Below are 13,585 nucleotides of genomic sequence, written 5' to 3' on the forward strand. Positions count from 1 at the left end.
GCCGAGCGTGAAGCTAGCATCACGCTCGCCGCCGAACGTGCAGCCAGCTTCACGTTCGGCGCAGCGGCGAAGGCGAGGCCTCAGATCCAGTCGCGGGCGAACCGCAGCATTGCGTCGTTCTCCTCCGGCGCGCCGATGGTCACACGCACTCCGTCGCCGCCGTAGGGCCGGACGACGATCAGCGCGTCGGCTGCCCGCTGAACGAAATCGTGTGTGCGGGGACCTAGGGGCAGCCACACGAAGTTGGCCTGCGCCGGCGGCAGCGTGAAGCCGGCCTCGCGCAGCGCCGCGCTGACCCGCTCGCGTTCGGCGACCACCGCGTCGGTGCGTTCGAGCAGCTCGTCGGCGGCCTGCAGCGACGCAACAGCGGCAGCCTGCGAAACGCTGGTCGCGGTGAACGGGACGTAGACCTGGTCGAGTGCGGTGATCACGTCGGGGTGACCGACGGCGTAGCCGATCCGCAGGCCCGCCAGACCGTAAGCCTTCGAGAAGGTCCGCAGCACCACAACGTTGTCGTGGGCGCGGACCAGGCCAAGGCTGTCGGGTCGCATACCGTCGCGGACGTACTCGACGTAGGCCTCGTCGATGACGACCAGGATGTCAGGTGGGACTGCATCGACGAAGCGGGTCAGCGCTTCGGGATCGACCACCGTGGAAGTCGGGTTGTTGGGGTTGCAGACGAAGACCAGCCGGGTGTTGTCGGTGACTGCCACCAGCATCGCGTCGAGGTCGAAGGTGTGGTCGCGCAGCGGTATCTGAACCGGGATGGCGCCGGCGACCTGCACCTGCGGTGGGTAGAGCTCGAAGCTGCGCCAGCCGAATACCACCTCCTCGCCCGCCGACGCAGTGATCTGCACGAGTTGCTGGCACAGGCTGACGGAGCCGCAGCCGACGGCGACGTGCGCGGGCGTGAAGTCGCGCCCCAGATGTTCGGCCAGCGCCTCCTTGAGTTGGACGCAGCCGTTGTCGGGGTAGCGGTTGATCAGGTCGGTGGCGTTCTCGATGGCCACGCGGACGCTGGGCAGCGGGCCGAACACCGTCTCGTTGCTGGCCAGTTTGATGGCGCCGGGCATGGTTTTGCCGGGAACGTAAACGGGCAACCCCGCCAGTGCGGGCCGCAGGCGGGCGGTCACTTCGACAGCATATGTCGCGGCTGTGTACGCTATGCCTCCGGCGGCTTAGGTATCCGCTGTCGGGTACCCTTTGGAAGGCCATGGAGGCGTGCCAGAGCGGCCGAATGGGGCTCACTGCTAATGAGTTGTCCCCCTCAAAGGGGACCGGAGGTTCAAATCCTCTCGCCTCCGCCACGCGACATCCGCTCGACCACAACTGAACACCGGCGCCCGTAGCTCAACGGATAGAGCATCTGACTACGGATCAGAAGGTTAGGGGTTCGAATCCCTTCGGGCGCGCTCTGTGCAGCCAACCCTGCGCCCCCTCTCACGTCACCAAGGTGGCTCTAACGACGGCTGCGAACTGGCACCTTCGCCTGGCGGTGAACCGCGGCCCCGACTGCTGACTTTCCGTCAAACGCATCGACAATTTGGGGCGCATTCTGTCGACAAATTTTACAAACGCAGAAATCTCTATAACGCTTTTATAACAGTACAAGCGTGAACTGCGTCGATGGACTATGGTCCGGGCATCGAATTCACCTAAATGGCCCGAGGAACACGCTCATGTCGTTTTTATTTACACAGCCCGAATTTCTGCGGTCGGCAGCTACGGATCTGGCCGGTGTCGGCTCGACGATCAACGCAGCGACTTCCGCGGCGGCCGGGCCCACTACTGAGGTCCTAGCGGCGGGAGCCGATGAAGTGTCCATGGCCATGGCCACGATCTTCGGAGCACATGCTCAGTCGTATCAGGTGTTGAGCACCCAGGCGGCAAGGTTTCACAACCGATTCGTGAGCCTGCTGAATTCGGCGGGCGGCGCTTACTCGAGCGCCGAATTCGCGAATGTGCGAGTACAGGCGCTGAATGTAATTGGTGCCCCAACCCTGCTCCGGTAGCTCGCAGACCGGGAAGCGCCGGCCACGGTCAAACGAGCGGTGCTTGTTACACGATCAGTGTGAGCGCCCGCTCGAACAAATGCACCGTGGCCGCGTGCAGCTGATCGCCCACCGCCTTTTCGGCCTGGCCCGCACAGGCCCGCGCCAGCGTGCCCTCGATCACGATGCCGAGCTTGAAGCAGGCCAGCACGGTGTACCAGGCGATGTGCGACAGGTCGCGCGAGGTGTTGGCGGCGTAGCGCTGCAGCAGATCGTCGGTGCTGGCCAGGCCTTCGGTGCCGCCGAGGGCATGGCTGAACACGCTCGACCCATCCGGTTGCCGCCAGGTGGCCAGCAGCCAGCCGAGGTCCAACAGCGGGTCGCCGATCGTGGACATCTCCCAGTCGACGATCGCCACCACCTCGGGTCCAGTCCGGGAGAACATCACGTTGGCGGCGTGGTAGTCGCCGTGCATGATGCCGGGCGTCCAGCGCGTCGGCCGGTGGTTCTCCAGCCAACCTGATACCTCGTCAAGACCGGGTATGTCGGGACCGGGGTAGCCGTCGTACTGCTGATAGGACTGCAGCTCCGACAGCCAGCGCGGTACTTGGCGTTCCAGGAAGCCTTCCGGTTTGCCGAAGTCCGCCAGTCCCACCGCGACGTGGTCCACGGCCCCGAGTCTGGCCAGCGCGTCGGCCATCGACAACCCCATCCCGAACCGCACCTCGGAATTGCCGGCGTGCAGCGACGGCAGGCCTTCGCCGGCGTTGAACCCGTCGATCGGCTCCATCAGGTAGAACACCGCGTCCCCGAGCACCCCCACGTCCGCACACGTCGCGATCAACCGCGGATGCGGCACGTCGGAGCCGGCCAACGCCGACAGCACCTTCGTCTCGCGCAGGATGACGCTGTTGCTGCGGGGTCGCAGGTGACGGGGGCCGCGACGCAGCACGTAGGGACGTCCCGATCGGGTGAAGCGCAGCATGACGTTCTGCGTCCCGCCCGTCACCGTGCTCACGTCCTCCAGCGGGCCCTCGCCCAGCCCCTGCTCGGACATCCAGCGTGCGACAGCGTCCAGATTCACGCCATTCACTCTTTGGCGCGCGGCGTGTATCGCAAGGTCTGTGCCCAGATCATGCCGTCGCGGAACACGAAAGTGTCGACGCCGTCGTCGACCCGGGTGACCGCGGAGTCGGCCGCCCACTCGAGGAACAGCACGTCGCCGGCAAAGATCTTGGCCTTCAAATCCCATTCCGCATTGGGCAGGTCGTCGAGCAGCCTGGCGAACGCCCCGCGGATCTCGTCGCGGCCGCGGGCAACGCCGGCCGTGGTGATCACCACCGAGTCGTCGGCGAAATTGGCGGCGATCGCGTCGAGGTCGCCGGTGGCGAGTGCCTTTCCGTGGTCGGCGAAGACTTCCTGCGGCGTGCGTGTCATGGGGCTCCTTTTCAACCTGTAGACCCTCTGGGAAAAAGGGTAAGGGAGCGGCGCGCGCCCCCCGCGGCCGGAAGAATAGTTTGTAGAATTCATTTTCTCTCGCGAGGGGGCCGCCGTGCCGCGCACTGACAACGATTCGTGGGAAATCACCCAGAGTGTGGGATCGACCGCCCTCGGCGTGGCCGCCGCCCGAGCAGCGGAAACCGAGAGTGAAAATCCGCTGATCCGCGACCCCTTCGCGCGGGTATTCCTCGATGCGGCGGGCGAAGGAATGTGGACCCTGTTCGCGAATCCGGCGCTGCTGTCTCAGGCGAGCGAGATCGATCCCGAGATCGCCGCCCGGGCGAAGTTGATGGTCGATTTCTTGGCGACGCGGACGGCGTTCTTCGACGAATTCTTCCTCGCGGCAGCCGATGCCGGCGTCCGGCAGGTGGTGATACTCGCCTCCGGACTGGATGCGCGCGCCTGGCGGTTGCCGTGGCCCGACGGAACCGTGGTGTATGAACTGGACCAGCCCAAGGTACTGGAGTTCAAGATCGCCACCCTGCAGCGGCACGGCGCGACCCCGGCGTCGCGGTTGGTCAACGTCCCGATCGACCTTCGGCAGGACTGGCCGAAAGCGTTGCGCGAAGCGGGGTTCGACCCCGCCCGGCCATCAGTCTGGTCCGCCGAGGGCCTGGTGCGCTACCTGCCCGCCGACGCTCAAGACCTCCTTTTTCAACGAATCGACGAGCTGAGCGCTCCGGGCAGCCGGCTGGCGTCGAACGTGCCGGACGAAGGGTTCATCGATCCCGAGTTGGTGCAGCGCCAACGCGAGGAGATGCAGCGGATGCGGGCCGTGGCGTCGCAATTCGTGGCCGCCGATATCCCGGCCGTGGAGGATCTCTGGTACGCCGAGGCACGCACCCCGCTACCGCAGTGGCTGCGCGAACGTGGCTGGGAAACTTCGGTGGTGACTTTTCCGGAATTGATGACGCGTTATGACCGCGCCGTGCCGAGTGGAGCCGAACTTTCGATGCCGCCCACGCTTTTTGTGTCCGCGCAGCGGTCGAGATAGGGATCTCGCCTGTATTTTCGATAAACCACCGATGAGCGCGGCGCACGGCGTTAAGGTTCGGCGTGGCTTATCTCGCGGTGCTGCCGGACTGTGTGACTGCAGCGCCAACGGACCTGCGAAGCATCGGCTCGGCGCTTACGGTGGCACGTGCCTCGGCGGCCGGGCCGAAAACCGCCGTGCTGGCCGCCGGCGGTGCCGGTGGATTCGTCGGGGCGCTCAATCTCTCGACTGTCCCCGGTGGGTCCTCGATCGTGCTCTCCGGCGGTGGCACCGTTTCCTCTTCGTTGAATTCGCCGGGCGGCGCCGGTGGACCGGGTGGCCGCGGCGGGGTAGTCTACGGCGCCTATGGTCCCGACGGAAAATCCGGTGCCACAGGGTAATTCACAAGCAGGCCGGTAACGGTCGAGGTTCGTTTCCGATCATCCGCAAGGGCGGACTCGGCAGAGAATTGGAGTGCCTCTTGTCTTATCTGGTGACTGCTCCGGAAATGCTGGCGGCAGTGGCGAAAGACGTTGCGAATCTGGGTTCGGATCTGCACTCAGCCAATCTGCTGGCCGCGGTGCCCACCATTAACGTTGCGGCGGCCGGAGCTGACCAGGTGTCAGCTGCCGTCGCGTCGCTGTTCACCGGTCACGCGCGGCAGTATCAAGTACTGAGTAATCAGATGGCCGCGTTTCACCAGCAATTCGTGCAGACAATGACCAGCGCGGCCGGAAGTTATGCTTCAGCCGAAGCGGGAAATGTCGCGCTGCAAACAGCCGAGCAGACGATTCTCGGTGCCGTCAACGCGCCCGCTCAGGCTCTCTTCGGCCGGCCGTTGATCGGTAATGGCGCCGACGGCACGGCCGCGAATCCCAACGGCGGCGCCGGCGGCTTGCTGTACGGCAATGGCGGCAAAGGCTTTTCGCAATCCGCCGCCAACGCTGTCGGGGGAGCCGGCGGAGTTGCGGGGTTGATCGGAAGCGGTGGCCGCGGCGGGGCGGGTGGCGCGAATGCAGCCGGTGGTGCGGGCGGCCACGGAGGCTGGCTGTACGGCAACGGCGGCGCCGGAGGAGACGGCGGTGCTGGTTTGGCGGGCGCCCCGGGTGCTACCGGATTCAACGGTGGTATGGGCGGTGCCGGTGGCGCCGCCGGGCTGTGGGGTGCGGGCGGCGCGGGCGGTGCGGGCGGCGCCGGCGGTGCGTCGGGGGGTGCCAGACCCTTTCCCGACTTCGCCCTCGGCCTGAATGCCGGGAGCGGCGGTGCCGGTGGCAACGGCGGCGCCGGCGGTTTGTTGTACGGCGAGGGCGGCTCCGGCGGTTATGGAGGAGCCGGCGGCGACGGGAATCTGATCGGAAACGGTTACCGCGGTGGTGCCGGTGGTGCCGGCGGCGCCGGCGGTGCAGCGGGATTGTTTGGTAGCGGCGGCACCGGCGGGGTTGGGGGCGCCGGAGGTTTCGCCGGCATACTTTCCGCGGGCGATGGTGGAACGGGCGGCACCGGCGGTCGCGGCGGTTGGGTGCTGGGCGACGGTGGCTCGGGCGGGCTCGGCGGTGACGGCACCGCGGGCGGTTCCATCGACCCCACCGGCGCTGAGCGCGGCGTCTACGGTGGCGCCGGCGGTGCCGGTGGTTCCGGAGGTGCCGCCGGTCTGATCGGCAAGGGCGGGGCCGGCGCGGCCGGCGGCGCGGGCGGGTTGACCGGGTTCACAAAAGGTCAACCGGATCTTTTCGTCGGTAGTGGCGGCGAGGGCGGCATCGGCGGCCGCGGCGGTCAAGGCGGACTGCTGTACGGCCTCGGCGGCTCCGGCGGAAACGGTGGCGTAGGCGGCGCAGGCCGCCTCGTGGACAGTAGTGGGAAGGTCTACCTGGGCCTCAGTGCCGGAGCGGGTGGAGCCGGTGGTGCGGGCGGCGATGCTGGATTATTCGGGAACGGGGGGGTAGGTGGCTTTGGCGCTGCCGGCGGCATCAGCGGTGATTTCCTCGGTGGAAACGGCGGAGCGGGTGGTGGGGGCGGCGACGGCGGATTGCTGATCGGGAACGGCGGGGCCGGCGGACACGGTGGAGTCGGAGGCCGCGCCATCGCCGATTTCGGCAAGATGTTCGGTACGGGTGCTAACGGCGGAGCCGGCGGCAACGGCGGTGGCAGCGGATTCCTTCTCGGCAACGGCGGCGCCGGCGGCGCTGGTGGGGCCGGCGGATCCAGCTTCACCGAGGGCGGGGGCGGGGGAGCGAACGTGGCAGGTGGCGCGGGCGGCAACGGCGGTTCGGGCGGCCCGTCCAGGTTGCTCGGCAGTGGCGGCACCGGAGGTGCCGGAGCGCCCGGCGGAGCCCCGGGGCCCGGTGGAGCGAAGGGACCTGACGGGCAAGACGGCCCGAACGGCCCGGACGGAGCTCTTGGCAGCGGTCTCGGGCTCACTGAGTTCTAGCTGCCCGAACTCGTCTTCTCCACGTCCTTCTTGATCGCCGCGATCGCATCCACCGGAGTCAGATTCCGGCCCTGGCTGTTCTGCCCGAGCTGGGGCCAGCCCGCGCCGTCAGGTCCGCGCAACTGATCCCAGATGTCGCGCACCTTGCTCAACAGTTCGGCCTGCTCGTCATCGGTGAGAGCCATCAACCCTCCTTCGCTCGTCGAAATGCCGCACGCGGCGGCGAATTGCTGGGGTGTCAGTCCGTCGGCGGAGTTCATGTCACAGCGGCCGAACGGCGGAGCGCCCTGCGGCAGATTCGGACTGTAGCCGTTGCCGTCGGTGTACTGGTGCGCGACCTGACCGGGAAGCTTCGGGTTGGAGCCGTAGCCTGCGGCGACAATCCGAAGCCCGGGCGGACGTACCCGCCACATGTTGAAGAAGTCATATGCGTTGGCATAACCGATGATTCGTGCCGCTGAGCCTGCGTAGTCAGCCAAATTCCAGTACAGCGCATTGATCCAACTCGACCCGTCGCCCGGCGGGTTGCCCCCGGATTCGACATCGAGCATCAACGCCACCCGCGGATGCAAGCCGCCTTCGGCGTCGATCATCGAACGCACCGTGTCCGCATTGGCCCGCCAATTGGGGCGGACATAGGTGTAGACGATGCCGAACGTCAACCGGCCACTGTTCAGTGCGCGGCGCATCCACGCATAATTGCGCGCGAAATTATGATCCCGGTAGGTGCCGTCGCTGACGCGAATCGATAACACTTGGTATGGATATGAGTCGTTAACCGGCACTTGGTATTCCGAGACGTCGGCGAACAGGGTATCAGTCACCGCGCCGCTATCCCCCTCTCCTGCAACCCATTTACCGGTTGCCCATGCTACAGACGTAGACGGTCGGGCCGTGCCGGTATCGTCGTCCCATGGCTGATCGACCCGCCACGGTCGGCGACGTGCACCGCATCGCCGCGTCCATGCCACACGTCAAGCGTCTGCTGGGCCCGAAGGGCAACCCGATCTATCAGGTGGGTGGGAAGTCGTTCGTGTTCTTCCGCACCCCCCAGCCCGATTGCACCGACCCCGACACCGGTGAACGCTGGACAGACGTCATCATGCTGTGGGTCGATTCCGAGAGCGACAAGCTGGCGCTGGTTCAGGACCCCGCATCGCCGTTTTTCAGCACTCCGCATTTCGACGGGCACCCCTCGGTGCTTTTGCGTGGCAGTCGACTTCCCGAACTCGGCCTGATCGAGTTGACCGAGCTGGTTCAGGATGCATGGTTGTCCCGTGCCTCGAAACGGCGCGCTGCACTCTGGCTCGCCGATCACGAAAGCTGATTCCGCCGCACGCCCCCCTTTTCATGTTTAGGCATGAGTACAACGGGATACGCTCCTGGCACGGGAATTGTTTCGGGCAACAATGGAGGTCTCTATGTATCGCAGTCGCGGAATTCTCGGGACGATCGTTCTGGTGTGGCTGCTCATCGGAGTCCTCGCAGCCTGGCAGCGCGACTACTTCAAGGGCGAAGAAACCAGTTGTGCCTCAATGGGAACCGTGGCCGTAACGGTGATCGCCGGGCCGTTGAATTACATGGGCGTCAATCCGAAAGTCAAGGATTGCCACGCGCCCAAGTTGCCGCAGCCCAGTTCCATGCAGCCAATTGAGCACATCCCTGCTAGGTAAAGGAAACCGCCATGATTGTCGTTGGAGCTCTGCTGCTCATCCTCGGCTTTGTCTTCGGAGTGCATTTGCTGTCGGTGCTAGGAGTAATCCTGCTGGTGGTCGGCGCGGTGATGTGGGCCATGGGCTCCGTCGGCCGCCCGGTTGCCGGCAGGCGCTACTGGTACTAAACGCGGGGAAGGGGAATGGCCGCGTGATCGCATCAGCGGTCACGCGGTCTTTCACAGCCTGCCCATAGCGATGCCATAGCTTCGGCCTAGTCGGGTGCGGATACTGGACCTCGTGGCGGCTCCCCGAACTGAGCGCGTGGTCATGTGCCGCGCCGACGGCCAACCGGTCACCGTGCTGGTGGTCGACGACGAACCTGTCCTCGCAGAGATGGTGTCGATGGCCCTGCGCTATGAGGGCTGGAACATCTCTACCGCCGGTGACGGCTCATCGGCGATCGCCGCCGCCCGGGCCGAGCGTCCCGACGTGGTCGTTCTGGACGTGATGCTGCCCGACATGAGCGGGCTGGAGGTGTTGCATCGGTTACGTCAGGAGAATCCGGGGTTGCCGGTCCTGCTGCTGACGGCCAAGGACGCCGTGGAGGATCGCATCGCCGGCCTGACCGCCGGCGGCGACGATTACGTCACCAAACCCTTCAGCATCGAAGAAGTGGTGCTGAGGTTGCGCGCGCTGTTGCGGCGCACCGGCGTCACGACCGTCGACAGCGGAGCCCAGCTCGTCGTCGGCGACCTGGTCCTCGATGAAGACAGCCACGAGGTCACCAGAGCCGGGGAGCCGATCTCGTTGACTTCCACCGAGTTTGAACTGCTGCGGTTCATGATGCGTAACGCCAAGCGGGTGCTGAGCAAGGCGCAGATCCTGGACCGGGTGTGGAGCTACGATTTCGGCGGCCGGTCGAACATCGTCGAGCTGTACATCTCATACCTGCGCAAGAAGATCGACAGCGGTCGCGAACCCATGATCCACACGCTGCGCGGCGCGGGTTATGTCCTCAAGCCGGCACGTTAGGAGCCCCCGGCTCTGGTCGCTGCGGCTGCGCCTGCTTGTCGGGCAGGTCGCCGTTCTGGCGGTCGTGTGCATCGGTATCACCGCCGCGACCGAACTCGCGCTGCGCCACCATCTGCTGGCCCAGCTGGACAGCCAGCTGAGCGGCGCCTCCTACCGCTCGTCGCTGTTGTATCCCGAACCACCCCGTCGGCACGAACCGCGATGGGTGAAGACCGGCCCCGGCCCCAGATTTCTCGACGCGCCGGGCCAGCCGGCCGGCATGGTCGCGGCAGTGGTCAGCGACGGCAAGACAGTCGACGCGGGGTACTTGACCAGTAGCGGCACGCGCGCCGCTCTGACGCCGGCCGCCCAGCATCAACTGGAGCAGATCGCCGGCAGCCGCTCGCCGGTGACGCTGAACCTCGACGGCCTGGGCCGGTACCGGGTCGTCGCGGCCCCGAGCCGCAACCGGGCCGACGTCATCGTGACCGGCCTGTCGATGTCCAACATCGATGCCACCGAATTCCGGATGCTGATCATTTTCGGCATCGTCACCCTGGTCGCGATCGTCGCTGCGACGACCGCCGGCGTGGTGATCATCCGCCGCGCGCTGGCGCCATTGCGGCGGGTCGCGCAGACCGCGACCGAGGTGGTTGATCTGCCGCTGGACCGAGGTGAGGTGGAGTTACCGGTCCGGGTACCCGAGGCCGACGCCAACCCCGCCACCGAGGTTGGCCAACTGGGTTCAGCACTCAACCGGATGCTCGACCACATCTCCGCGGCGCTGTCGACCCGGCAGGCCAGCGAGACCCGGGTCCGCCAGTTCGTCGCGGACGCCAGCCACGAACTCCGCACACCACTGGCCGCGATCCGCGGCTATACCGAACTAGCCCAACGCATGGGTGACGACCACGAGGCGGTGGCACACGCGATGAGCCGGGTCTCTTCGGAAACCGCGCGGATCACCCGTCTCGTCGAGGACTTGCTGCTGCTGGCGCGGTTGGACTCCGGGCGGCCGCTCGAGCGTGAGCCGGTGGACCTGTCCCGCCTGGCAGTGGACGCGGTCAGCGACGCGCACATCGCCGGTCCGGACCATCAGTGGGAACTCGACCTGCCCCCGGAACCGGTGATGGTCACCGGCGACGAGGCACGACTCCAGCAGGTGGTGACCAACCTGCTTGCCAACGCCCGCATTCACACCGGGCCGGGCACGGTGGTCACCACCAGGTTGAGCAGCGGGCCGGCGCACACCCTGCTGCAGGTGATCGACAACGGGCCCGGTATACCCGCTGCGCAGCAGTCGGAGGTGTTCGAGCGGTTCGCTCGCGGTGACAGCTCCCGCTCCCGCAAGGGTGGCAGTACCGGGCTGGGCCTGGCGATCGTCTCCGCCGTGGTCAAGGCGCACAACGGAACCATCACGGTCAACAGCCAACCCGGTCGCACCGAGTTTGCGGTGCGGTTGCCGGTCAACGGCTGGCAACCGCCCGCATCGTCACATCAGAACTAGGAGCAGGTGACGTCGATCTCGAACGGCTTGTTCACCGGGGACGTCGGGTTGGCCATGTCGACGCCGGTGGCCGTGCCGGTGATCTTGTAGGTGTTGCCGTTCTTGGTGGCCTCGGCCTTGCCCTGTCCGGTTCCGGAGGTGTAGGCGAGCGTCACGCCGTTGACGTTGCCGAGGCCCACCGACTTCACCTCGGGTGGGTTGGCGTCGGTGAGCACCGCGGCGATGCCGCTGGCCTGCCCGCCGATCGCGATGTTGACGTTGCCGGCCGCCGTCGTGCACACGGTCGTGCCGGTCACGTGCTGGTCCTGCCCGTCGATGATGACCTTGGTGCCGGAAGCGCCGCCGCCTCCACTCGACGTTGCGCTCGAGGACCCGCCGCTTGTGTTGGACTTATTGCTCGAACATCCAGAAAGACCCGCGACCAGAATGGCCGCTCCGGCGACGGCGACCGTCAGTCCACGCTTCACCTGTGCTCCTTTGCCCTTGGTAGCGGTCCATCGTCGTTGCGGACCGCCCCGGCAGTATGCGACGTGACTCCACGGAATGGCTAGAGCCCGACCGAAATAATTTGCACGCGGGTTGTGACTCCGAACGGCTGAATCAATGGCAAGGTAGTGCCGGTGGAACACAAGGCTCCTACCGCGACAATTGCGTCGGCACATGGCCGCCACCCGCTACCCATCGATGACACAAGGGATTTCGACGACGCCGATCGCGGTTTTATCGCCGCGCTGTCTCCGTGCGTCATCAAGGCCGCCGACGGCCGTGTGGTGTGGGATAACGACGTCTATTCGTTCCTCGACGGGCCCGCACCCACATCGGTGCACCCCAGCCTCTGGCGGCAGTCCACCCTGGCCGCCAAACAGGGCCTGTATGAAGTGGTGCCGGGCATCTACCAGGTCCGGGGATTCGACATTTCCAACATCAGCTTCATCGAGGGTGACACCGGCGTCATCGTCATCGACCCGTTGGTGTCCACCGAGGTGGCAGCTGCCGCGCTGCAGCTGTATCGCCAGCATCGCGGCGGGGAGCGGGCCGTGGTCGCCGTCATCTACACCCACAGCCACGTCGATCACTTCGGCGGCGTGCTCGGAGTGACGACGCAAGCCGATGTGGATGCCGGGAAGGTAGCCGTGCTGGCGCCGGAGGGCTTCACCACACACGCCGTGCAAGAGAACGTCTATGCCGGCCCGGCGATGACGCGCCGCGCGACGTACATGTACGGCACGCTGCTGGACCGGGGGCCGGCCGGACAGGTGGGTTGTGGGCTCGGCCAGACCCCGTCGACGGGTGAGGTGGGCCTGATCGTCCCGACCGTCGACATCAGGAAGACGGGCGAGAAGCACACCATCGATGGTGTGCAGATCGAATTTCAGATGGCGCCGGGCACCGAGGCGCCGGCTGAGATGCACTTCTATTTCCCGCAATTCCGTGCGCTGTGCATGGCCGAGAACGCCACCCACAACCTGCATAACCTGCTGACCCTGCGCGGCGCCCTGGTCCGCGATCCGCGCGCCTGGTCGGGTTACCTCACCGAGGCGATCGACACCTTCGCCGGCCGCGCCGACGTCGTGTTCGCTTCTCATCACTGGCCCACCTGGGGACATGAGCGCATCGTCGAATTCCTGTCGTTGCAGCGTGACCTGTACGCCTACCTGCACGATCAGACGCTGCGGCTGCTCAACCAGGGCTTCACCGGTGTGGAGATCGCCGAAACGTTCCAGATGCCACCGGCATTGGACCAGGCCTGGCATGCCCGCGGGTACTACGGCTCGGTCAGCCACAATGTCAAAGCCGTCTACCAGCGCTACATGGGTTGGTTCGACGGCAACCCGGGCCGGTTGTGGCCACACCCGCCAGCAGCGCTTGGTCCCCGTTACGTGGAAGCCCTCGGCGGCATCGACCGGGTGGTCGAACTGGCCCGTGCGGCTTTTGACTCCGGTGATTTTCGTTGGGCGGCAACACTTCTTGACCACGCGATGTTCACCGATGAGCAACACGGTCCGGCGCGTGAACTGTACGCGGACACGCTGGAGCAGTTGGGTTATGGCGCCGAGAACGCGACGTGGCGCAACTTCTTCATGAGTGGCGCCACCGAACTGCGGGTCGGCAACTTCGGGACGGCCGTTCAAGCGACGTCGACGAGCCTGCTCTCGCAGCTGACCCCGGAGCAGATCTTCGACGGCCTGGCCATCCGGGTGAACGGACCGCGCAGCTGGGACCTGAACATCGCAATCGACATCACGTTCGCCGATCTGGATGCTAATTATCGATTGGCGCTGCGCAACGGCGTGCTCGTCCAGCGCCGGTCGCCGGCCGATCCCGATTCGGCGACGGTAACGGTCAAGCTGGACACCAAGTTTCGGTTGCTCGGCGTGGCGATGGGTGACTTCAGCTCGCCGGGCCTTGAGGTCTCCGGTGACCAGAGAGCGTTGGAGTCGCTGCTGGCCGTGCTCGATCAGCCGGACCCGAACTTCAACATCGTGACCCCCTAATTTGGCCGAGCAGACACTAAATCGC

15 protein-coding genes and 2 tRNA genes are annotated in these 13,585 nt (G+C 66.1%); 12 read left to right on the plus strand and 5 right to left on the minus strand.

What is annotated here, in order from left to right:
• Window positions 1–80: 80 nt before the first annotated feature.
• On the minus strand, window positions 81–1,133 hold the full coding sequence (locus ACX9NE_RS09300; protein WP_459361401.1) for a histidinol-phosphate transaminase: 1,053 nt from the start codon (window positions 1,131–1,133) through the stop codon (window positions 81–83).
• An 82-nt stretch (window positions 1,134–1,215) separates the two neighbouring features.
• On the opposite strand from ACX9NE_RS09300, the gene ACX9NE_RS09305 reads away from it, so the two are divergent.
• The 3 genes from ACX9NE_RS09305 (at window position 1,216) to ACX9NE_RS09315 (ending at window position 2,012) form a co-directional block, all read left to right on the plus strand.
• Window positions 1,216–1,307: transfer RNA gene (locus ACX9NE_RS09305), tRNA-Ser, on the plus strand.
• Window positions 1,308–1,339: 32 nt separating this feature from the next.
• Window positions 1,340–1,412, plus strand: a tRNA-Arg gene (locus tag ACX9NE_RS09310).
• A gap of 267 nt (window positions 1,413–1,679) precedes the next feature.
• Window positions 1,680–2,012 carry a PE family protein gene (locus tag ACX9NE_RS09315; protein WP_459361402.1) on the plus strand — a complete coding sequence of 111 codons (333 nt, stop codon included), beginning with the start codon at window positions 1,680–1,682 and terminating at the stop codon, window positions 2,010–2,012.
• A 46-nt stretch (window positions 2,013–2,058) separates the two neighbouring features.
• Here the strand turns inward: ACX9NE_RS09315 and ACX9NE_RS09320 are convergent, their stop codons facing one another.
• Window positions 2,059–3,048 carry a phosphotransferase family protein gene (locus tag ACX9NE_RS09320; protein WP_459361605.1) on the minus strand — a complete coding sequence of 330 codons (990 nt, stop codon included), beginning with the start codon at window positions 3,046–3,048 and terminating at the stop codon, window positions 2,059–2,061.
• A gap of 32 nt (window positions 3,049–3,080) precedes the next feature.
• Window positions 3,081–3,428, minus strand: a complete 348-nt coding sequence (locus ACX9NE_RS09325) for a nuclear transport factor 2 family protein (protein ID WP_459361403.1) — start codon at window positions 3,426–3,428, stop codon at window positions 3,081–3,083.
• Between the two features lie 115 nt (window positions 3,429–3,543).
• Here ACX9NE_RS09325 and ACX9NE_RS09330 point away from each other — a divergent pair, with 115 nt between their 5' ends.
• The 3 genes from ACX9NE_RS09330 to ACX9NE_RS09340 all read left to right on the plus strand — a co-directional run bounded on the left by ACX9NE_RS09330 (window position 3,544) and on the right by ACX9NE_RS09340 (window position 6,892).
• Window positions 3,544–4,485 (plus strand): class I SAM-dependent methyltransferase, encoded by a 942-nt coding sequence (locus ACX9NE_RS09330; protein ID WP_459361404.1) that lies wholly within the window; start codon window positions 3,544–3,546, stop codon window positions 4,483–4,485.
• Window positions 4,486–4,547: 62 nt separating this feature from the next.
• Window positions 4,548–4,865, plus strand: a complete 318-nt coding sequence (locus ACX9NE_RS09335; protein ID WP_459361405.1) for a PE domain-containing protein — start codon at window positions 4,548–4,550, stop codon at window positions 4,863–4,865.
• Between the two features lie 80 nt (window positions 4,866–4,945).
• Window positions 4,946–6,892, plus strand: a complete 1,947-nt coding sequence (locus ACX9NE_RS09340; RefSeq protein WP_459361406.1) for a PE family protein — start codon at window positions 4,946–4,948, stop codon at window positions 6,890–6,892.
• Here the strand turns inward: ACX9NE_RS09340 and ACX9NE_RS09345 are convergent.
• A complete protein-coding gene (locus ACX9NE_RS09345; RefSeq protein ID WP_459361407.1) occupies window positions 6,889–7,716 on the minus strand; it encodes a hypothetical protein in 828 nt (275 codons plus the stop codon). The two genes, ACX9NE_RS09340 and ACX9NE_RS09345, sit on opposite strands and share 4 nt — an antisense overlap.
• Window positions 7,717–7,805: 89 nt before the next feature.
• Here ACX9NE_RS09345 and ACX9NE_RS09350 point away from each other — a divergent pair, with 89 nt between their 5' ends.
• The 5 genes from ACX9NE_RS09350 to ACX9NE_RS09370 all read left to right on the plus strand — a co-directional run bounded on the left by ACX9NE_RS09350 (window position 7,806) and on the right by ACX9NE_RS09370 (window position 11,065).
• Window positions 7,806–8,219, plus strand: a complete 414-nt coding sequence (locus ACX9NE_RS09350; RefSeq protein WP_459361408.1) for an MmcQ/YjbR family DNA-binding protein — start codon at window positions 7,806–7,808, stop codon at window positions 8,217–8,219.
• An 82-nt stretch (window positions 8,220–8,301) separates the two neighbouring features.
• Window positions 8,302–8,565 (plus strand): hypothetical protein, encoded by a 264-nt coding sequence (locus tag ACX9NE_RS09355; RefSeq protein ID WP_459361409.1) that lies wholly within the window; start codon window positions 8,302–8,304, stop codon window positions 8,563–8,565.
• Between the two features lie 11 nt (window positions 8,566–8,576).
• On the plus strand, window positions 8,577–8,732 hold the full coding sequence (locus ACX9NE_RS09360; RefSeq protein ID WP_459361410.1) for a DUF6131 family protein: 156 nt from the start codon (window positions 8,577–8,579) through the stop codon (window positions 8,730–8,732).
• 142 nt (window positions 8,733–8,874) lie between these two features.
• Complete coding sequence (gene tcrX / locus ACX9NE_RS09365; RefSeq protein WP_459361606.1) at window positions 8,875–9,579, plus strand: two-component system response regulator TcrX; 705 nt, start codon at window positions 8,875–8,877, stop codon at window positions 9,577–9,579.
• On the plus strand, window positions 9,557–11,065 hold the full coding sequence (locus tag ACX9NE_RS09370) for a sensor histidine kinase (protein ID WP_459361411.1): 1,509 nt from the start codon (window positions 9,557–9,559) through the stop codon (window positions 11,063–11,065). The genes tcrX and ACX9NE_RS09370 overlap by 23 nt, the downstream gene beginning before the upstream one ends.
• On the opposite strand, the gene ACX9NE_RS09375 is transcribed toward ACX9NE_RS09370, so the two are convergent.
• Entirely contained in the window at window positions 11,062–11,532 is a 471-nt protein-coding gene (locus ACX9NE_RS09375; protein ID WP_459361412.1) for a lipoprotein LpqH, read from the minus strand. The genes ACX9NE_RS09370 and ACX9NE_RS09375 overlap by 4 nt on opposite strands.
• Before the next feature lie 147 nt (window positions 11,533–11,679).
• Here ACX9NE_RS09375 and ACX9NE_RS09380 point away from each other — a divergent pair, with 147 nt between their 5' ends.
• Window positions 11,680–13,560, plus strand: a complete 1,881-nt coding sequence (locus ACX9NE_RS09380; protein WP_459361413.1) for an alkyl/aryl-sulfatase — start codon at window positions 11,680–11,682, stop codon at window positions 13,558–13,560.
• Window positions 13,561–13,585: the final 25 nt, after the last annotated feature.

This window comes from Mycobacterium sp. ML4 (assembly GCF_054515735.1).